The following is a 19395-nucleotide window of genomic DNA, read 5'->3' as shown; positions in this document are numbered from 1 at the left end:
CCTCCTTAAAATGCTAAACCATAAAAATAGCGGATAACCCCAACTACATATGCTGCAACAACACCAAACACAATAACACTTCCTGCTAACTTAAACATATTTGTTGCAACTCCTAGTACTATCCCCTCACTTCTATGTTCAATAGCGGCACTTGTCATAGAATTAGCAAAGCCTGTCACAGGTACTGCTGATCCTGCACCGGCAAATTGACCCAACTTATCATATACTCCCATACCGGTTAAAATTGCAGACAGAAGGATAAGAGTAGCTACCGTTGGATTTCCAGCATCTTTTTCTGAAAAGTTAAATACTTGAATATAAAAATTTTGGATTCCTTGACCTAGAGTACAAATTAAGCCACCTATAACAAAGGCTTTAAGACAGTTTAAGAAATAGGGTGGTTTAGGCTGATAATTTTTTATCTGATTTTGATAATCGTCCTTTAATTTAGGTTTTGACATAACCAACTACCTCCTAGTGATTAACAAAATACATCCAATGGAAGAGGGACCCACAAATCTTCCCTAATACAATTGCCATAAGTAAAACAACTATTTTCTCTCCAAACCCAATTCTTTTAGCCAATATCGGAAATACATTTAATACTTCTGTTAAAGCTGCTGCAAGCATTCCAATAAAAACCCCACTAAGTAATCCAATCGGGACTAACCAAAGGCTAGATTGAAAAAGTTGTGTATTTCTTAAACTCATCCACCCTACTACAACTGTTCCAAGAATAATGGAAAGCTCATATATATGGATGTACTTATGTGTTTTCGTTAATTGCGTTAATCGTGGGATGATCCCTAATACTGCTAAAAATGCAACAAATCCAGAACCTACTACAAGTCCTCCAGCCAGTCCGATCACACTTAATAAAAAAAAATTAATGATCATCATTTGAACTTGTTAACTTCTCTTTGTTTTCATTCATTGCAACATATTGATCTAAATCTAATTGATAATTAAAGATTTCTACTTCTAACGGACTGGGTTCCTCGTTAATTCTCTTCTTAAACAAATGATTAAAGAATAATACCATGCCCAAACCTAAGCCAATAGAATAAGGTATTTGCAAAATAAGGGGCTGTTCATTCTCTTCACCTGTGACAATCCTATATATCCTCTGATGGACAGCCTGCATACTAACATCTTCGTGAAAATTCATAATAGCAAGTCCAGCTCCAATAAAAAGGAGTATCCATACTGCTAAAAATAAAAGGGGTGAAACGTTCTTTTTCTCATAACATATTTCCACAATAGTTTGGTTTGATCCAATCGTTTGAACATCGATGTCCCGATTATAGCTATGGATAAGCTTTAATACATGCATAACATCAATGACGACCATACTTTTATCATTTAGCTGTACTTTATGAACAACCAATTTTTTTAATTCTGTCGTCAACTCCTTTTCACCAACGAGGAGTGCAAGATCGTTAATTGTAATGCTATCGTTAGGATTTACTTGAATGCGATGACGAAGTCTCAAATATACCGTCCTTACCATCAAGAATCACTTCCTATCGATTGATTTTTCATTTGAGTTAAAATAATGTGTTCGTATAAGTAGTATGCATTGGCACAAAATCAATCATACTAATTAGCCAACAAGTCCATTAATTACCAAAGGAAACGACTATCCCTGGTGAAAGTAAATGTTTTAGTTGCATACAAAAAAGACAACTTCCTTACATCAGTTGCCTGATAGTAAAGAAGTTGTCTTTTATAAGTTTTTATCTCCATCAATCTATATGTGTTGTGAGCTTGCAGCAAAAAAAGTGGTAGGTGAAATTTAATTAATATCTTCTTACCTTCTTAAGCTACTTGAGTCTCATTTCAATAACCATACTGAACAAGCTTAATCATTGATTCATTCGCTCTTTCATTTGCTGTAAGATCTTTTTTTCAAGCCTAGATACTTGGACTTGTGAGATCCCTAATCGATCTGCCACTTCTGATTGTGTCTGATCCTTATAATATCTTAAGAACACAATAAGCCTTTCTCTTTCATCAAGATCTCGAATAGCATCTTTCAGTACAATTTTATCAAACCATTTTGTTTCATTATTGTCAGCAATTTGATCTAACAATGTAATAGGGTCACCATCATTTTCATAAACAGTTTCATGTATTGACGAAGGGGCTCTAACTGCTTCCTGTGCAAGAACAACTTCTTCGGGAGATATTTCTAGATGACTAGCTATTTCTGCAACTGTAGGAACTTTCCCCAATTTTTTGGACAACTCGTCACGTGCTCGACGAATTTTGTTACCTAATTCTTTCAGGGATCGGCTAACTTTAACTGTTCCATCATCACGTATAAACCTTTGTATTTCCCCAATAATCATCGGAACTGCATAGGTGGAAAATCTTACATCATAGGATAAATCAAATTTATCAACTGATTTAAGCAACCCTATACTCCCAATTTGGAATAAATCATCTGGTTCATATCCGCGATTTAAAAACCGTTGGACAACAGACCAAACGAGCCTCATATTCTTTTGAATAATTAAATCTCGCGCCTCTTGATCCCCTTCTTGACTTCGACGAATTAGTTCTTTCACTTCATGATCTTTTAACTGAGTATTTGTCTGATCGTTCTTGACCTCCACATCCATAGCAAGTCTCCCTTTAATTGCATAAAGCTTTACTTTTTGTTAAATGTTTTGTCATTTTAACAGTCGTTCCACTTGTTGCAGATGATTGAACACTACATTCATCCATGAAATTTTCCATAATGGTAAAGCCCATTCCTGATCGTTCTAATTCTGGTTTCGTTGTGTAAAGTGGTTGTCTTGCTTCATCAACATCAGAAATGCCAATACCTTCATCTTTAATTGTAAGACTAACAACACCGTCTTCTAGTGTGACAGAAATATAAACAATACCATTTGGATCATTTTCATATCCGTGAATAATGGCATTCGTCACAGCCTCAGAGACTACCGTCTTAATTTCCGTTAATTCATCCATAGTTGGATCTAACTGCGCTATAAAGGATGCGACAGTGACCCTTGCAAATGATTCATTCTGACTTAGAGCCGAGAATTGAAGATTCATCTCATTCTTCATGATGCCACCCCCAGCTTTTCAAGGGCACGATCTTCGTTATCCTCTAATCGAATAATCTTAAACAAGCCTGACATATCAAACAAACGTTTAACAGCTGGTGAAATGGCACAGACTACCATCTCTCCACCCATCGCTTTAATTTGTTTATATCTTCCTAAAATGACACCCAAGCCAGAGCTATCCATAAATGATAGTTTCTCTAAATTTAATACAATATGTTGAACTTGTTTCGCTGCAAGAGTTTCCGTCACCTTTTCACGTAATTCTTCTGCTGCATGATGATCAAGTTCACCTGAGAGTCGAATACACAATACTGATTTTTTTACATCAAGTTCAATTGCAAGACTCAAGGTTTGACCCCTCCTTAAATTCTGGATAAAGAGTCTTTCTTTATTGAGCCTTCATTTTCCTGCTCCATGACAAAACTAGTGCCTATTCGTCAACATTAGCTAGATTTCGTAAAATTCCCCATCACACGTTTAAACAATTGCCACCAGCTTGCTTCTTCTACATTTTGCTCTGCTACAAGCTTACTTTCTGCAATTACTTTCTCATCCTTCATTAGTTGGAGAGATCCTAATTCATCTCCTTTTTTCACTGGAGCTTGAACATCTTTTTTCATCACAATCTCTTGTGTTACATCATCGGTCTTTTCACCTTTTTTTGTAAGGATTGAGATTGGCTCTGAAGTCATTAAGTTCACTTCTTTTTCGCTACCCTTACTGACTTTCACCTTTGATAAAACATGATCCTTCTCAAAAAGTGGGTGTGATTGATATTGACTAAAGGCGTAATCCAACATTTTAGTGACTTGTAAGTTTCGATCCTTAGGTGTTTCTGCACCAAATACTACAGCAATGACACGCATATTATCTATTTTCGCTGTTGCAGTTAAACAATATTTCGCTTCATTCGTAAAGCCTGTTTTCACACCATCTACACCTTCGTAGAATTTAACAAGTCGATTTGTATTAACTAACCAAAATTTCTTATCTGTACCTTCTCTTAAATAATCTTCGTATTTACCAGTGAAATTTGTGATTTCTTCAAATTTCAATAACTCCTTAGCCATCACGGCCATATCATGTGCTGAACTGTAATGATCAGGCTCAGGTAAACCCGTTGGATTTTTGAAATGAGTATTTTCCAAGCCTAGCTCATCAACCTTTTTATTCATCATATTGACAAATTCTTCTGCAGATCCCGCAATTTTCTCTGCCATAGCAACAGATGCATCATTTCCAGAACCAATAGCAATCCCTTTAAGCATCTCTTCAACTGTCATTTCTTCACCTGGCTCTAAGAAGATTTGAGATCCTCCCATAGAAGCAGCGTATTCACTTGTACGAACTTTTTCAGTCCAAGTAATTTGGTTGTTTTCAATTGCCTCCATGATTAAGAGCATTGTCATAATTTTTGTCATACTTGCTGGAGGAAGTTTTTCATCACTGTTTTTATCGTACAAGATCGTTCCAGTATCTCGCTCAATTAAGACAGCAGACTTCGCTTTATCTGCAAGTTCAACTGATTTTGATTCTTCGGCAAATGCCATTGGTGCTACAGAAGTAAGCATCATTATGATTGTCAAACACGAAAATATTCGTTTCATTTCATAAGCCCTCCATTCTTTATACTTTCCATTTTTTCCAGCAGAAGGGAAATTATACTAATATTTTTACAGAAATTTTCTTCATTCTTTATTACAATGAAAGGAATGTATTTTGGTGTATGCAAAGCTTGTATGATCCTCGAGGCTATCTAAATGGGCGTTAGTTGCAAAAGCTGCACTTGCTCTTCTTTTCTTTGAAAGCTAGGCACCTGACTTTTTTGCTAAAGGTAGACTTCTGGGGCTAGATGTAGAGGCACTTATCCACAATCCATGCATTTTATCATTTCCTAAGCAAGAACTAAAAAGAGGTAGGAAAAAAACAAAGTGCCAGGTACCTCCGCTACAATCTATTGTGTGCACAAGATAAATCTGTGCGAACATATAGTTGTTACGATAAGGTGCCAGGCACTTCTGTCCAAGCCTCTTTCACTTTGATTCGGTTATTCTACTGTTGCATAAATTAATTTAGGAGCTTCAACACGAGCACTTGTAACTTTTATACTTTCATATAACTTTTCTTTTACAGCCTTTACATCCTCTTGATTACTGTAAATGGTTGCAAGTGACTCTCCTTGTTTTACTTCGTCTCCAATTTTTTTGTTTAATACTAACCCAACCGCTAAATCAATTTCGGATTCCTTTGTAGCTCTTCCTGCTCCTAATAGCATAGCGGCAGTACCTACAGAATCAGCGATAATTTCTGAAACATATCCATCTTGTTTGGCTTCAAGCTCCATTACAAATTTTGCTTGAGGGAGACTTCCTGGGTTGTCTACAACAGAAGAATCTCCACCTTGTGCTTCTAAGAAGGTTTTCATTGTTTCAAGCGCTTTTCCACTACTAATAGATTCAGTAAGAAGCGTGCGCGCCTCTTCTAATGTATCCGCTTTTTTTGCTAACAGAACCATGTAGCTTCCTAATACGAGACAGAGCTCTTCCAAGTCTTTTGGTCCTTTACCACTTAAAGTCTCTATCGCTTCTTTAACCTCAAGGGCATTCCCGATTGCATATCCTAAAGGCTGACTCATATCAGAGATTACTGCCATCGTTCTTCTTCCAACTAGGTTCCCGATATCTACCATTGCTTTTGCAAGAGCTTTTGATTCCTCTAAATCTTTCATAAATGCTCCTGCACCTGTTTTCACATCTAATACAATCGCATCTGCTCCTGCAGCTATTTTTTTACTCATAATGGAACTTGCAATAAGAGGTATACTGTTGACTGTCGCTGTTACATCACGTAATGAGTATAGTTTTTTATCTGCCGGTGTTAAATTTCCACTTTGGCCAATAACAGCTACTTTATTTTTGTTTACTAAATCAATAAATTGATTATTTTCAATTTCCACATGAAATCCTGGTACAGCTTCTAGCTTATCAATTGTACCTCCTGTATGTCCTAATCCACGTCCAGACATTTTCGCGACAGGAACACCTACTGATGCCACAAGAGGACCTAATACAAGTGTTGTCGTATCACCAACCCCACCTGTACTATGTTTATCTACTTTTATTCCTTTGATTTCACTTAAATCAATGGTGTCTCCTGAATATACCATCGCCATAGTTAATTCAGCACGCTCATTATCTGTCATGCCTTGAAAGAAAATAGCCATTGTAAAAGCGCTCATTTGATAATCTGGAATGTCACCTGACGTATAGCCTTTAATAATAAATTGAATCTCTTCTTTTGTTAATTCAAGTCCGTCTCTCTTTTTTTGGATTAAGTCAACCATTCTCATGTCAGATCGCACCTTTTTTTGTTTAGTTAGAGTGAATTTTTCCCACAATATTTTTTACAAAAGATAAAAAGTTAGCTCGTACTTTTTCCGTTGTTTCTATTACTTCATCATGCGATAAAGGTTGGTCCAAAATACCAGCTGCCATATTGGAAATACAAGAGATACCAAGAACCTTTAAGCCTGCATGCTTTGCGACAATTACTTCTGGTACTGTTGACATTCCAACAGCATCTCCACCCATTGTACTTAATGCACGTACCTCTGCCGGTGTTTCATATGTTGGACCAGTATTCCCAACATAAACACCTTCCTTAATTTGGATATCTAGCTCTTTTGCAACCTGCTTAGCAAGCTCTCTATACTTTTTATCATACGCTTCAGACATATCAGGGAAACGCACTCCAAGATTTGAGTCATTTGGACCAATCAAAGGATTTGTTCCCATATTATTAATATGGTCTGAAATCAGCATTAAGTCTCCTGCCTCAAATGCTTCATTAATTCCACCAGCTGCATTTGTAACAAGTAGTGTCTCAACACCTAGTTCTTTCATTACTCTTACAGGCGAAGTAACCTTTTCCAAGCTATATCCCTCGTAAAAATGAAAACGACCTTGCATGGCCACTACATTCGCTCCATTTAATGTTCCAAAAACTAGTTGACCTGCATGACCTTCAACTGTCGAAACAGGAAAATGAGGAATATCACCATAAGGTATTTTCACTGGATTTTGAATCTCCTCAGCTAATACACCTAATCCAGATCCTAAGATTAACCCAATTGTCGGGACGTTTGCATACCTTCCCTTTAAAAACGATGCAGCTTCTTTTATACTCTCGTAATTCATCCTTCTACTCCTCCTATTTCAACTCTGACAAAAAGCTAGTTCCGTAAGCTGGCAATTTCACATTAAAGTTGTCCGCTATTGTGGCACCAATATCGGCAAACGTGTCTCTAATAGAAAGCTCTTGTCCAGTTCCTAGTCTTTTGCTATAAACTAATAACGGAACGAATTCTCTAGTATGATCTGTTCCATGATGCACAGGATCATTCCCATGATCCGCTGTAATAATAAGCAAATCATCTTCTTTTAATTTGTCAAGTACTTCCGCTAATCTTTCATCATACTCTTCTAGTGCTTTTCCATAACCTACTGGGTCACGACGGTGTCCAAATAACGCATCGAAATCGACCAAGTTTAAGAAGCTTAAACCAGTAAAATCCATTCCAACAGTATCATTTAACTTATCCATTCCATCCATATTTGATTTTGTTCGAAGCGACTTTGTAATCCCTTCTCCATCATATATATCAGAAATTTTCCCAATTGAAAGAACATCATATCCACTGTCTTTTAATTCATTCATAACTGTTCGCTCAAATGGCTTAAGGGCATAATCGTGACGATTAGGCGTACGGACAAATTCTCCCGGCTTTCCTAAAAATGGTCGGGCAATAACTCGGCCAACCATATATTTTTCATCAAGTGTTAATTCACGAGCCATTTCACAAATCTTATATAATTCCTCAATTGGAACAACATCTTCATGTGCAGCTATTTGAAGTACAGAATCAGCTGACGTATAAACAATTAAGTCACCTGTCTCCATATGTTCTTTTCCAAGTTCATCTAAAATTTCAGTTCCTGATGCAGGCTTATTCCCAATAATTTTTCTACCTGATTTTTGTTCTAATTCATTTATTAATTCGGGCGGGAATCCATCTGGGAACACGCGAAAAGGTTTCTCTATATGAAGGCCCATAATTTCCCAATGACCTGTCATCGTATCTTTTCCATTTGACGCTTCCTGCATTTTCGAGTAGTACGCAAGCGGTGCTTCTTGTACTGGTATTCCTTTTATTTCTCGAATATTACTAAGACCTAACTTTGCCATATTTGGCATCTTTAAGCCGCCCATATGTTCCGCAATATGACCTAATGTGTCTGATCCGACATCATTAAATTTCTCTGCATCTGGTGCTTCACCAATTCCTACTGAATCTAAAACAATAAGAAAAACACGTTTATATGTATAATTTGTCATCTGGATCCTCCTTTTGACTTTCCTCTAAATCTTAATGTACCTTAGAAAACATTTTTCCATTCGAACAATAAAACTTGTCAGAAGTCTGACATCTATAATTATAAACTTCTAAATAGGGATTGACAACTTATATCTATCATGATTTTAGTAGATATAGCAAGAATGTAATCGGTTTTACACTCATTTTATGTAATCACTTACATTCATCTGGGGATTAGGCAAAGCAAATATACTTTCTTCACTTTCTACCCTTTGTTGATGTTATAAAACCTTATTAAACATGACATGGTTACAATCAACACCTCTATCTTGTTTATCACTTCTTTCATCTTAAAGGACATTCTTGAATGAAGTTTTGACTCAAATCAAGTCTTCAAAACGCATGGTAGGACAGTCACTTTGTTCATACTGGACTTCTAATTCACGACAAAAAAACAACGTATGTCTACCACCATACGTCATTTCTGCTCTACTAATTCTTTTATGCTCTTGGGTGAAACTGATTGTATACATCTTTCAATCTGGTCTTCGACACATGCGTATAGATTTGAGTGGTTGAAATATCAGCATGACCTAACATCTCCTGTACCGCTCTTAAATCGGCTCCATTCTCTAATAAATGTGTTGCAAAAGAATGTCTTAACGTATGTGGGGTTAATTCATTTTGGATGTTTGCTTCCAGAGCGATTTTCTTTAAGTTCTTCCAAAATCCTTGTCTTGATATCCGTTTACCATGATGATTAACAAAAAGCGCCTCTGTCGGCTGCTTCGGATTAAGAAGTTTCCCTCTCGCATTTTCAATATAATTCATAAGTGCTTCTGTAGCTGTTTTCCCAATCGGAACAATACGCTCTTTATTCCCTTTCCCATAACAACGAATAAATCCCATTGTGAGATGAGCGTCTGTTAAGTTCAAGTTAATCATTTCACTCACTCGAATTCCAGTCGCATATAAAAGCTCCAACATTGCCTTATCACGGTATCCAAATGGTGTATTTAGCTTAGGAGTATCCAACAATTTCTCTACTTCTTGTAACGATAAGATTTTAGGTAAATGTCGTTCTAATTGTGGAGATTCAATCATAACAGAAGGATCTTGATTAGCTTGTTTTTCTCTCAATAAAAATTGATGCATATTCCTAATTGACGCTGTATGTCTAGCGATTGTTTTGCTTGATTTACCACTTTCTTTTAACGACTTCAGAAATTGAATAATATGAATGCGAGTCACGTCATTAAACGAGTCGATTTGTTGAATTTCTTTTAGGTGCTTTTCATAGCTTTTTAAATCCCTCTCATAAGAGACAATTGTATTTGTTGATAATCCTCTTTCTACTATTAAGTAATGGATAAAATCCTGTATTTGATCCTTCAAATTACTCTACTCCCCATTATCAAGAAAAAAAATGATTCTGTTCATCCAATTTTCATCTTCATTATTCATCATTTTTGTCACCTTTAATGCAGCCCCCTCCGGCTGATCATATCGGTGCAATTCTTGATATTCTAAGTTCACCCAAATGATAGCATAATAGAATAAAATCGTAAATCCAGTAAACAAGACAAATACCTTCATCATATCCACAAATGTTTTTATCCACCTAACCATACTAACCCTCCATACCTTGTCACCATACTTTTTATTGGCTCCGTTACTCGTGGTTGTTAATTTCCGTTACAAGCATTCGCTTCCCTTTGAAGCCTAATGCCTGTAACGAAAGGCAATGTGCAACAACTTAACATCGAAAGCCCTTTTTAATACTTTTTTTGTACAATAAAAATGTGATCCGCTTTTTAAGTACTTTTCCTCATTCAAGGTCGATTATTAGAAGATATGCCAAAGTGGACAAACTTTATACATCATTTCGGTAATTTTCACGCAGTATGTATGGATCCCCCCTGTTTTTTACAAATAAAAGAAAGAGAAACCTTGCTTAATAGACGCTCAGGCTAGGCATAAAACCCACTAACAGAACAATATACTACTTTCCTCTTCTCTTGAACAAAGGCTAAAAAAGTCTTGGTCTCGTTCTAAGATAAGCTTCAGGGTCCTAGTTGCAAAATGTCAGCCTGCTGGATCTTGATGTCGAAGTGCTTAACCTACAATTTATCATTTTTTCTAAGGAGCAAAAAACACCGAAGCTTACCTTCTAAGCTTCGGTGTTTTCTAACTTACTCTTCATTAGTATTTTCTTCATCTTCTTGACATTTAGAACAAATCCCGTGGAAGGTTAGACGGTGATCTTTGATTTTAAATGTAAAATCTCTTTCAACAATTTCTTCTACATCTTCCAGCAAGTCATCTTCAATTTCTGCAACTGATCCACATTCGATACATACAAGATGGTGATGGAAATGAGCTGCACCTTCTTTTCGAAGATCATATCTTGAAACACCATCACCAAAATTTATTTTATCAACTACTTTTAATTCAGTCAAAAGTTCTAATGTTCGATATACTGTTGCTAAACCGATTTCAGGTGCTTTCTCTTTTACGAGTAAATAAACATCTTCAGCACTTAAATGATCCGCTTCATTCTCTAATAGTACCCGAACTGTCGCTTCACGCTGCGGAGTTAGCTTATAACTTGCAGAGTGCAGCTGTTTCTTAATCCGATCAATGCGGTTTTCCATAACTACTTTTCCTCCCTCGCCGCGTTCCAAAAACTATTATATATCATTAGAGAGGAAGGTGTCCAACTAAAATGATTTTAATCTAATAAAAATAATTTATATCACTTAATAATAATTATTATTTACTAACAATTCCAACTACGCTTTTCATTAAATACGGTGAGATGTATGCTTCAAACCCTGATGCTATCACTGCCAGCACCCCGATAAATATAAAGACCATTCCATATCTAGTAAAAAATGAAAACGGCGTCTCAAAATTAGTCCCCTTTTTCACAAATAATTGCTTAATGAGTTTTAAAGAAAACGATATTGCTACAGCTGACATGATGACAAATGCCGGAATTAATAATACATTTTGTGGCATTACCGTTACAAAAGATAAAAGAAATCCCTTTAGACTCAACTGATTAACTAAGAATCCTACAGTAAACCCGACGACCATACCTTTAATAAATAACATAATTAAAATGACTGGCAAACCAATAATAGAAATGCCTAGTATCCACATTAAACCCAAATATTTTAGATTATGAAAAAAACTTTGCTGAAACATTTCTGTTGAACTAGCCACATTCCCTTCGGCAACTTGTCCAAAAAATCGATTTAAATAATAGTACAAATCTTCTTTTTGACTTAGATTCATGCTGTTGACAATAATGGCTCCAAAGATGACTCCCATTAAAAACAATACAAAGACAAACAAATATATGGATGAATGCTCTTTAAGGTGATGTTTTATTAAAGCACTTAATGGCAGTTGTTTACGCATATTGATTTCCTCCCGTTTCTCACTTAGTAGAGTATATGAGAGGAGGAACAATCTATGCATCTAAAATGGTTTTCTTTTCTAGTTTTCTCGTATATACTACAATAAAATCCTAAGGATGTGGTGGAATTGAACCCAATATTACTAGATTTCCCTTCTGAATTTAAGACAAAACGTTTAGTTATAAGAGCACCGAGATATGGTGATGGTAAAGTTGTTCAAGAATCCATTCACGCTTCCTTCCCCGAATTAAAACCATGGATGCCTTTTGCACAGGAGATTCCTACTGTAGATGAATCAGAAGAAAATATTAGAAGAAGCATCGCACAGTTTATTCTACGCGAAGATCTAAGATTTTTACTTTTCGAATCTAGTACAAATGCCTTTATTGGAAGCTCAGGATTACATCGAATAAATTGGGATGCTCATAGCTTTGAAATTGGCTATTGGATTGATACTAGATTTAGTGGAAATGGATTGATGACAGAAGCGGTTACTGGCATCATTGAGTTCGCTCGCAAACATTTAGGAGCGAAAAGAATTGAAATTAAATGTGATCCAACTAATCACAAAAGTAAAAGCATCCCTATTAAACTCGGCTTTACATTAGAGGGCCAATTAAAACAAAATAAACTTACCGCCGATGGGAAAGAATTAAGAGACACTTGTATCTATGCTAAGACCTTTAGATCGTAATCACTCCTACACGTTTAGATTTTTTGCGTTATATTTTCCAATGCAGACTGAAGAGTTCCATAGGTCATCACCTCCGGAACTCTTTTTTATATTCCTAAAATTTTCCCATAGGTGCCGCCACCACCGGATTTCACCTGCAATTTTCCTTCCCTACCAGCAATGATGTATTGAACAAGAGTAACTGGTATAACTTTTTTTAGTTCTTCTTCACTTACATAATGAAGAATATTCATTTCTGTTCCAAAGAAATCCTTTAGCTTGTCTAACGTTTTCGGACCAATTCCTGGTATGAATTGTAAAGGAATTTGGTGAAAATATGGTGGTCGTTCGATAATTCTCCCATGATCCTTTGATAATTCCTTTATCCGAGTTACAACACCTTTAATGTAGCGAGTGCTCCCACATTTTTCACAAGGTTGTTCGTTTTCCTCCTGCTTTTCTCCACACTTTTCACACGTTGTTTCATAATACTTACCTAAGTATGGATTTAAGCCATAATTCGCAATGATTTTCCGGCCACCTTCACTTTTAAGTGCTAATCTTATTTCATGAAAGGTTGGTTGCTCTAGTAAAAAGCTTTGATACTCACGTCCAATTTTTTGAAGGGAATGGGCATCAGAATTTGTTAAAAAAGGATAGGTATGAAGTTCTTCCACTTGATCAGCCATACATGTATTGGAGCTTAACCCTAGCTCTACCCCATCAATTAATGCAGAATCAAACACCTCTGTAAGCGAATGCTTGACACCACTTCCAAATAAGCTTTTATGCGGTGTAAAAATGTGAGCTGGAATAAATAAACCTCCTAAGCTTTTGACTACACGCTGGACTGTCCTTCCTTCTTCATAAATACGCTGTGAGCTAAGTGTAATGTTTTTTAATCTCGAACTCATCCAATTCGAGAATGTAGCCATTTTCTCAAGTGTTGGCATATAAATAAGCACATGGATTGGTCCACTACAGCTTTTATCGTATATTTCTAGCTCACATCCAACCAAGAGAGTCGTACGTTGAAATTGAATTCCCCCTTGCTCCAATTCTATACATTCTCCAGTTTCTATTAATTTCACTAAAGTTGATAGTACTTCTGGAACATGACAATCAATGATACCAATAAGATCTATACCTTTTCTTTCACTTGCTTCTATTAGAATATTCTTTATGGTTAAGGATTTTGAAGCTGTTATTTTCACAGGCTTTCCAGATTCCGTCTGCCCAATGTGAATATGTAAATCAGCGAAGTATTTATTCATATGTTAACAGCAAACCTCCTTTTCGTTCTTTTCTACCTTTCTCTTCTTTCTAGTAATTGAAGATATTGAACAGCAAAGGCTGTTTTAGCATCATAAATTCGCTTGCTTTCAACTAATTTTTGAGCCTCTTCCATTGTGACTTCCATCACTTCTACAAATTCATCCTCATCTAATTCCGCTGCTTCCGATAGTTTAACCAGATCCCTCGCTATAAATAAATGGACTAGCTCATCTGCAAAACCTGGGGATGTATAAAAAGAAATCAGTGGTTCTAGCTTTTCACACGTATACCCTGTTTCTTCCTCAAGCTCTCTTTTGGCAGTAGTTTCCGGATCCTCTCCCTTTTCTACCTTACCTGCAGGTATTTCAACTAAAGTTCTTTCTAAAGGCTTACGGAATTGTTCTACCAAGACAATTTTATTATCTTTTGTAAGTGCAATGATTGCCACAGCACCAGGATGTTTAACAATTTCTCTTGTACTTGTTTTTCCATTCGGTAATTCTACTTCTTCTAGGTACACATCGATTATTCTCCCTTTAAAGATTTCCTTAGAGTTTAATGTCGTTTCTTTTAATTCACTCATTTTTCTAGCTCCTGTTCTATAAGTTTTTTTCTCTTCATACATTCTACCATACCTATTGGAAGGGAATGGATGACCTCGTGAAAATCTATCGCCATGAAAAAGGAATCATTATGTCTGGAAGAGCTTGGGAAGTACGAGAAAAACTCAAGGAATATGGAAAAATATACCCTACCTTACAAGAATGGATCCAAGCTGAACTGACTATTGAACAGCGCCCTTGCCAACTAGTAAAACAAAAACCGGGTGATACAAACAACTAATAAATAATAACTTATCCTCCTTTAAAACTAGACCTTGTTAACAAAAGGCTCTCAGTTGATTTTCATACCACTTTATACTACTCTAAAAACTAATGAATACATGAGGAGTGATGCGTGATGAAGAAAAGGCAGCTTGGTAATTCTGACTTGTACGTTAGTGAAGTGGGGCTCGGGTGTATGTCACTAGGGACTGATGAATCACATGCAAAATCCATTATAGACAAAGCGATTGATCTAGGAATTAATTATTTGGATACAGCGGATTTATATGATTTCGGAGAAAATGAAACATTGGTGGGGAAAGCACTTAAACACCGTCGCAAGGACATCATATTAGCGACAAAAGTAGGAAATCGTTGGAATGAAAATCAATCAGGATGGACATGGGATCCTTCTAAAAAATACATAAAAGAAGCGGTAAAACAGAGTTTACTTCGATTACAAACGGACTATATTGACCTTTATCAGCTTCACGGTGGGACTACCGAAGATAACATTGACGAGACAATTGAAGCATTTGAAGAGTTAAAGAATGAGGGAGTGATTCGTCACTATGGTATTTCTTCCATTCGACCTAATGTTATTAAGGAATACCTTAAGAAGTCCTCTATTATTTCAATTATGATGCAATATAGTTTATTAGATCGCCGTCCAGAAGAATGGTTTTCTACTATTAAAAATCATGATGTGAGTGTAATTGCACGTGGCCCCCTTGCAAAAGGTCTACTCACTAAAAAACCAATTGAGCAGAAACTTCAAACTGACAATTACCTCTCCTATCATAATGAGGAGCTAAAAAAATTATTCATTGATCTAGAAAAGATGAATTATGCAGATTCGTTAACTGATCTTGCTATCCAATATTGTTTAGCTTCTGATGTTGTAGGAGCTGTTATTCCAGGGGCAAGTAAAATCGAGCAAATTATTGAAAATGCAAACTCAACTCATGCTGAGTCACTTTCTCAAGAACTGTATCTAGAGCTTCAACAGATCGCAAAGCTTGACTACTACGAGCAACATCGAGATTGAATACTAAGATTGTGATGTGTCTAGCTTAGTACTTAGCCGGAGAAAGTAGCCTTTTCCCGGCTTGGTGTACATTGTATTTTTGATTTTTTTTATTTAAACTCTTTCCAAGATAATGAACTTTCATTTAGTAACTCTTCAAAGCTTTTATTCTTTTCTCGTTGTTTTCGTTCTTCTCTTTTCTTTTTCTCAAGTTCTACTGCTTTTTCCTCTTGCTCGATCGCCAAGTCTTTCTTTACCGCCTTTAACTGCTCTACTAGTGCTTTATTTAAATGATCTGATACAGATACATTCTGATCATCTTTTTTCTTGGTTTGTTTCTTCATCTTTAATCCCTCCAAAAAGCCTTCTCTACAAATTATAGAGATAATGTAACCCGGTAATCAAGTCAAATAACTTTTTACTTCTCATATTCTCATATCATCTATAGGAACTATATCCTCCTTATCCTTCTGTATATTTTATTTTCAGATTAGCCATTTTATAGGAGAAAGGAGCGATAAATGATGACTAAACAAAAAGGGCAAAAAGGCAAAGTAAATGCGGACACTACGAAAAAAATGATGGCTGCTGAAGAAATGAAAAAGGCTTTAAATCCGACTAATCGCCAAAACTCCGAGCAATAATCCGAAAATGGGAGCCTAGAACGGTTCCCTTTTCCTTTATCACATTCACATTTTTAACCTTACTATTTTTCAAGGATCCGAGCTCCCTTTTATCCTTAAAAGTGATATTGGCTGGCTAAATATTTTTTGAAATTTATATTAAGTAAATTAATTTCATAAATTGCATTCATTGAGCCTCAATGCTTTCAAGACACAAAAAGAGAGTATCTCCCCAAAATGTCGAAATAAGAAAGCACCACAAAAACTGATGAGACTGAAGGAAGATTCCCTATAACTTTTATACGACAAGAAGCCCGTTTGACCTTCAAGAACTATAGGATATAAAACTTACTCAACGATTCGAAAGATTTTTCCAGCTATCGATACTGATCCAATACTCTTGGCTCACCGCCCGCCCCGGGAAAAAGCGAGCAACTGGAACGAAATTCAATCAGACCGGTCTCTTGATAAATAGCTACAAGTTTACGAAAATAGAAAAATTTAAAAGGGATCTACATTCTGTAGATCTGTGTTTCTTTAAAATAAGCATGTAGGAAATTGATACAAGTAAAACAAAATTTCAGAAAAAAGACTTATAATAAGATAAGTAGTCTTCTAAAACGTTGGTTTTTCTTGGTAATATCGTTATAGACAGATCTTCGACAAACCTTCTTACACAGGAGCCTCTAACGTTCGCTCTAATTAACACTTACCTTTTAGGTATCAAAACAGCAAAGGAGTTTTTATGAAAAAAATAGTGATTGGTTCCCTTATCTTTTTATCTTATCTATTTTTTATTGGTTTTTTCTTTTCGAATAAAATGATGTATATTAAAAAAAAATCAGACCAGGAATTAATGGATCGAGATACAGATTTAGGACTTTTTCAAAAATCGGATTATGATAAACTAGAAAAAAAGGAATTTACGATTCCTTCTCGCTTTGGCTATGATATTAAAGGATTACTTGTTGCACCACATCAAACAAATCGGTACATAATTATATGCCACGGCGTAACTGTAAATAAGCTTAATTCTGTAAAGTATATGAATTTGTTTTTAGAAAAAGGGTTTAATGTTGTCATTTACGATCATCGTCGTCACGGAGATAGTGGTGGCAAAACGACGAGTTACGGTCATTATGAAAAATATGACCTTCAATCTGTTGTTCACTGGGTAAAAAAGCAGGTAGGTGAATACCTTTCCTTAGGTATACATGGGGAATCAATGGGAGCTGTTACGACATTACTTTATGCTGGAATGGTTGAGGATGCAGCAGATTTTTATATTGCTGACTGTCCCTTTACTGATTTGGAAGCTCAACTTGCTTATCGCCTAAAAGTTGAGTTTAAGCTCCCAAGTTATTTTGTTTTACCTATCGCTAAGCCTTTCATTAAGCTTCGTGATCACTATTCCCTTCACGAGGTTTCACCCTTCAAAGCCGTACAAACGATTCGTAAACCTGTTTTGTTTATTCATAGTAAAGAAGATGATTATATCCCTTTTGATATGACTAGTATGCTCTATGAAAAAAAGAAGGGCCCAAAAAAGCTCTTCTTAGCGGAAAAAGGCGCTCATGCTATGTCCTATGCGAAAAATCGTGAAGAGTACTCTAAAGCAATTGATGAATTCTTAGCTGAATTCACACTTTAATTTTCAAATGTGCGTTCCCGCCCTAGTGCATTTGATGTTGATACTATCAATAAAATTCATTGAAGAAAGGAACCTGTCCAATGTAACTATTCCCGATTCTTATTTTTTTAATAGGTAGACATTCTTTAAATAAGTAAGGGCGGGAATTTTATGTTTAAAAAATCGTTTATTTTTCTATGGATTGGTCAGTCATTTGCTAATTTGGGTGATGTTTTTTATATTGTGAGTGTCATTAGCTTACTTTATAGTTTAACAGAGTCAGCATTTTATACAGCTTTTGTTCCTTTTTCAATTACAATTGCTCGATTTCTTGGCGGTTTGTTTCTACCACTTGTCGTGAACAGACTAAAATTAAAATGTTTGTTAATCATCTCGCAAGGAGCGAAAACCTTCTTGCTTCTGTTACTTTTCCTTTGTTTTTCAACCGTTCACTTTGATACGTCAAATACTGTTTCCTTTGTTTTCCTTTTGATTTCCGGCATTGCCTTTTTAGATGGATGGGCTGTGCCTGTTCGTCAAAGTCTGGTGGTGAACCTTGTTCACAAGGATCAATTGATGAAAACTAATAGCTTTCTTTCAATCACAGACCAAGTGCTTCATTTTAGTGGTTGGCCTTTAGGAGCTCTTGTCGTCGCTCATTTTAGTGGAATGAAGCTTTTACTTATTACATTGGCTTTGTTCGCTATGTCTGTCTTCTTCATGATGTTTATTTCTGTTCAAGAGAAGAAACGTATACACTCTTCTGAAAATCATGGAGATTCCATGTTAAAGGGATGGCGGGCATTATGGACTAAACCATCTTTACGTTTGGCTACCTTCTTAGAAATCCTTGATACTCTTGCAAGTGTCGTTTGGATTGCGGCTATTTTATATGTGTATGTCGATGAAACACTGCATAAAAGCGAGGCATGGTGGGGATATATTAATTCAAGTTTCTTTGCTGGTTTATTAATCGGTGGACTTATTTGCTTAAAGAACAAACGGCTTCTATCCTTGTTTCCTCAAAGGATTTTATTTCTCAGCTCCATCACCATCGCTATTTTTACGATTCTGTTTGGTTTTACTTCAAATGAATGGATAGCGCTTGGGTGCTCCGTAGCTGTTGGAGTGTTTAGTCAATTTCATCTTATTTTGATTACGACTATCTTCCAAATAGAAACCGATGAGGAGTTAATTCCAAATGTGTTTTCTGCGCGAGATGCTGTCATGACCGGCTTGTTCGGTGTTGGTACCCTTTTTTATGGAGTTCTTGCTGATTGGTTACCTATTGTTTATGCCTTTGTTTTATCTGTATGTTTCCTTTGTTTATACTCATTGCTAGTGGTAACTCATGGGCATGTATTTAATAAAGGAAAGACTTTTTCCAAATCGTAATGGCGATACCCACTTGTTTCTGTCTGCATAAGAAGTGAATCTTATGTGAAAAGTACGATAAAAAGACAG

The 19395-nt window shown here is 36.0% G+C and carries 22 protein-coding genes; 5 read left to right on the top strand and 17 right to left on the bottom strand.

What is annotated here, in order from left to right; genetic code table 11:
- Positions 1-5 precede the first annotated feature (5 nt).
- The 14 genes from spoVAC to spoIIM form a co-directional block, all read right to left on the bottom strand.
- Positions 6-461 (bottom strand): stage V sporulation protein AC, encoded by a 456-nt coding sequence (spoVAC, locus tag A9C19_RS07295; RefSeq protein ID WP_072579326.1) that lies wholly within the window; start codon positions 459-461, stop codon positions 6-8.
- Between the two features lie 13 nt (positions 462-474).
- Entirely contained in the window at positions 475-897 is a 423-nt protein-coding gene (locus A9C19_RS07290; protein WP_072581787.1) for a stage V sporulation protein AB, read from the bottom strand.
- Entirely contained in the window at positions 887-1510 is a 624-nt protein-coding gene (locus tag A9C19_RS07285) for a stage V sporulation protein AA (protein ID WP_072579325.1), read from the bottom strand. Before A9C19_RS07285 ends, A9C19_RS07290 begins: the two co-directional genes overlap by 11 nt.
- Before the next feature lie 355 nt (positions 1511-1865).
- On the bottom strand, positions 1866-2624 hold the full coding sequence (gene sigF / locus A9C19_RS07280) for an RNA polymerase sporulation sigma factor SigF (RefSeq protein WP_072579324.1): 759 nt from the start codon (positions 2622-2624) through the stop codon (positions 1866-1868).
- 13 nt (positions 2625-2637) lie between these two features.
- Positions 2638-3078 carry an anti-sigma F factor gene (spoIIAB, locus tag A9C19_RS07275; protein ID WP_072579323.1) on the bottom strand — a complete coding sequence of 147 codons (441 nt, stop codon included), beginning with the start codon at positions 3076-3078 and terminating at the stop codon, positions 2638-2640.
- Entirely contained in the window at positions 3075-3428 is a 354-nt protein-coding gene (gene spoIIAA / locus A9C19_RS07270; protein WP_072579322.1) for an anti-sigma F factor antagonist, read from the bottom strand. The genes spoIIAB and spoIIAA overlap by 4 nt, the downstream gene beginning before the upstream one ends.
- A gap of 95 nt (positions 3429-3523) precedes the next feature.
- Positions 3524-4687, bottom strand: a complete 1164-nt coding sequence (locus tag A9C19_RS07265; protein WP_072579321.1) for a D-alanyl-D-alanine carboxypeptidase family protein — start codon at positions 4685-4687, stop codon at positions 3524-3526.
- Between the two features lie 440 nt (positions 4688-5127).
- Positions 5128-6429 carry a pyrimidine-nucleoside phosphorylase gene (locus A9C19_RS07260; RefSeq protein WP_145925781.1) on the bottom strand — a complete coding sequence of 434 codons (1302 nt, stop codon included), beginning with the start codon at positions 6427-6429 and terminating at the stop codon, positions 5128-5130.
- A gap of 22 nt (positions 6430-6451) precedes the next feature.
- A complete protein-coding gene (locus A9C19_RS07255) occupies positions 6452-7276 on the bottom strand; it encodes a purine-nucleoside phosphorylase (protein ID WP_072579320.1) in 825 nt (274 codons plus the stop codon).
- Positions 7277-7289: 13 nt separating this feature from the next.
- Positions 7290-8474 (bottom strand): phosphopentomutase, encoded by a 1185-nt coding sequence (gene deoB, locus A9C19_RS07250; protein WP_072579319.1) that lies wholly within the window; start codon positions 8472-8474, stop codon positions 7290-7292.
- 481 nt (positions 8475-8955) lie between these two features.
- Positions 8956-9849 carry a site-specific tyrosine recombinase XerD gene (xerD, locus tag A9C19_RS07245; RefSeq protein WP_072579318.1) on the bottom strand — a complete coding sequence of 298 codons (894 nt, stop codon included), beginning with the start codon at positions 9847-9849 and terminating at the stop codon, positions 8956-8958.
- Between the two features lie 6 nt (positions 9850-9855).
- On the bottom strand, positions 9856-10083 hold the full coding sequence (locus A9C19_RS07240) for a YqzK family protein (protein WP_072579317.1): 228 nt from the start codon (positions 10081-10083) through the stop codon (positions 9856-9858).
- A 563-nt stretch (positions 10084-10646) separates the two neighbouring features.
- On the bottom strand, positions 10647-11108 hold the full coding sequence (gene fur, locus A9C19_RS07235) for a ferric iron uptake transcriptional regulator (protein ID WP_072579316.1): 462 nt from the start codon (positions 11106-11108) through the stop codon (positions 10647-10649).
- A gap of 118 nt (positions 11109-11226) precedes the next feature.
- On the bottom strand, positions 11227-11880 hold the full coding sequence (gene spoIIM / locus A9C19_RS07230; RefSeq protein ID WP_072579315.1) for a stage II sporulation protein M: 654 nt from the start codon (positions 11878-11880) through the stop codon (positions 11227-11229).
- A gap of 117 nt (positions 11881-11997) precedes the next feature.
- Between spoIIM and A9C19_RS07225 the strand changes: the two genes are divergently transcribed.
- Positions 11998-12573, top strand: a complete 576-nt coding sequence (locus A9C19_RS07225) for a GNAT family N-acetyltransferase (RefSeq protein WP_199445815.1) — start codon at positions 11998-12000, stop codon at positions 12571-12573.
- A gap of 86 nt (positions 12574-12659) precedes the next feature.
- On the opposite strand, the gene A9C19_RS07220 is transcribed toward A9C19_RS07225, so the two are convergent.
- Positions 12660-13826 carry an endonuclease Q family protein gene (locus A9C19_RS07220; RefSeq protein WP_072579313.1) on the bottom strand — a complete coding sequence of 389 codons (1167 nt, stop codon included), beginning with the start codon at positions 13824-13826 and terminating at the stop codon, positions 12660-12662.
- Between the two features lie 32 nt (positions 13827-13858).
- Positions 13859-14410, bottom strand: a complete 552-nt coding sequence (locus A9C19_RS07215) for an NUDIX hydrolase (RefSeq protein WP_072581785.1) — start codon at positions 14408-14410, stop codon at positions 13859-13861.
- A 77-nt stretch (positions 14411-14487) separates the two neighbouring features.
- Between A9C19_RS07215 and mciZ the strand changes: the two genes are divergently transcribed.
- Positions 14488-14670, top strand: a complete 183-nt coding sequence (gene mciZ, locus A9C19_RS07210) for a Z-ring formation inhibitor MciZ (protein WP_072581784.1) — start codon at positions 14488-14490, stop codon at positions 14668-14670.
- Positions 14671-14787: 117 nt separating this feature from the next.
- A complete protein-coding gene (locus A9C19_RS07205) occupies positions 14788-15699 on the top strand; it encodes an aldo/keto reductase (RefSeq protein ID WP_072579312.1) in 912 nt (303 codons plus the stop codon).
- Positions 15700-15788: 89 nt separating this feature from the next.
- On the opposite strand, the gene A9C19_RS07200 is transcribed toward A9C19_RS07205, so the two are convergent.
- On the bottom strand, positions 15789-16022 hold the full coding sequence (locus A9C19_RS07200) for a YqkE family protein (protein WP_072579311.1): 234 nt from the start codon (positions 16020-16022) through the stop codon (positions 15789-15791).
- Between the two features lie 1024 nt (positions 16023-17046).
- Between A9C19_RS07200 and A9C19_RS07195 the strand changes: the two genes are divergently transcribed.
- Both A9C19_RS07195 and A9C19_RS07190 read left to right on the top strand, forming a co-directional pair.
- Positions 17047-17952, top strand: a complete 906-nt coding sequence (locus A9C19_RS07195; protein WP_072579310.1) for an alpha/beta hydrolase — start codon at positions 17047-17049, stop codon at positions 17950-17952.
- Positions 17953-18102: 150 nt separating this feature from the next.
- On the top strand, positions 18103-19326 hold the full coding sequence (locus A9C19_RS07190; protein ID WP_072579309.1) for an MFS transporter: 1224 nt from the start codon (positions 18103-18105) through the stop codon (positions 19324-19326).
- Positions 19327-19395 lie beyond the last annotated feature (69 nt).

This window comes from Bacillus weihaiensis (assembly GCF_001889165.1).
GTDB classification, from domain to species: domain Bacteria; phylum Bacillota; class Bacilli; order Bacillales; family Bacillaceae; genus Metabacillus; species Metabacillus weihaiensis.
The sequence above is the reverse complement of the archived record's forward strand: the minus strand, read 5'-3'. Positions and strand labels throughout refer to the sequence as shown.

Excerpts from the sequence above, each read along its gene's own strand:
- fur (WP_072579316.1), bottom strand. The coding sequence starts at position 11,108 with ATGGAAAACCGCATTGATCGGATTAAGAAACAGCTGCACTCTGCAAGT.
- A9C19_RS07190 (WP_072579309.1), top strand. The coding sequence starts at position 18,103 with ATGTTTAAAAAATCGTTTATTTTTCTATGGATTGGTCAGTCATTTGCT.
- spoIIAB (WP_072579323.1), bottom strand. The coding sequence starts at position 3,078 with ATGAAGAATGAGATGAATCTTCAATTCTCGGCTCTAAGTCAGAATGAA.
- A9C19_RS07260 (WP_145925781.1), bottom strand. The coding sequence starts at position 6,429 with ATGAGAATGGTTGACTTAATCCAAAAAAAGAGAGACGGACTTGAATTA.
- A9C19_RS07285 (WP_072579325.1), bottom strand. The coding sequence starts at position 1,510 with ATGGTAAGGACGGTATATTTGAGACTTCGTCATCGCATTCAAGTAAAT.
- spoVAC (WP_072579326.1), bottom strand. The coding sequence starts at position 461 with ATGTCAAAACCTAAATTAAAGGACGATTATCAAAATCAGATAAAAAAT.
- A9C19_RS07200 (WP_072579311.1), bottom strand. The coding sequence starts at position 16,022 with ATGAAGAAACAAACCAAGAAAAAAGATGATCAGAATGTATCTGTATCA.
- A9C19_RS07220 (WP_072579313.1), bottom strand. The coding sequence starts at position 13,826 with ATGAATAAATACTTCGCTGATTTACATATTCACATTGGGCAGACGGAA.
- A9C19_RS07215 (WP_072581785.1), bottom strand. The coding sequence starts at position 14,410 with ATGAGTGAATTAAAAGAAACGACATTAAACTCTAAGGAAATCTTTAAA.
- A9C19_RS07195 (WP_072579310.1), top strand. The coding sequence starts at position 17,047 with ATGAAAAAAATAGTGATTGGTTCCCTTATCTTTTTATCTTATCTATTT.
- A9C19_RS07240 (WP_072579317.1), bottom strand. The coding sequence starts at position 10,083 with ATGGTTAGGTGGATAAAAACATTTGTGGATATGATGAAGGTATTTGTC.
- spoIIM (WP_072579315.1), bottom strand. The coding sequence starts at position 11,880 with ATGCGTAAACAACTGCCATTAAGTGCTTTAATAAAACATCACCTTAAA.
- A9C19_RS07265 (WP_072579321.1), bottom strand. The coding sequence starts at position 4,687 with ATGAAACGAATATTTTCGTGTTTGACAATCATAATGATGCTTACTTCT.
- A9C19_RS07255 (WP_072579320.1), bottom strand. The coding sequence starts at position 7,276 with ATGAATTACGAGAGTATAAAAGAAGCTGCATCGTTTTTAAAGGGAAGG.
- A9C19_RS07290 (WP_072581787.1), bottom strand. The coding sequence starts at position 897 with ATGATCATTAATTTTTTTTTATTAAGTGTGATCGGACTGGCTGGAGGA.
- A9C19_RS07205 (WP_072579312.1), top strand. The coding sequence starts at position 14,788 with ATGAAGAAAAGGCAGCTTGGTAATTCTGACTTGTACGTTAGTGAAGTG.
- deoB (WP_072579319.1), bottom strand. The coding sequence starts at position 8,474 with ATGACAAATTATACATATAAACGTGTTTTTCTTATTGTTTTAGATTCA.
- sigF (WP_072579324.1), bottom strand. The coding sequence starts at position 2,624 with ATGGATGTGGAGGTCAAGAACGATCAGACAAATACTCAGTTAAAAGAT.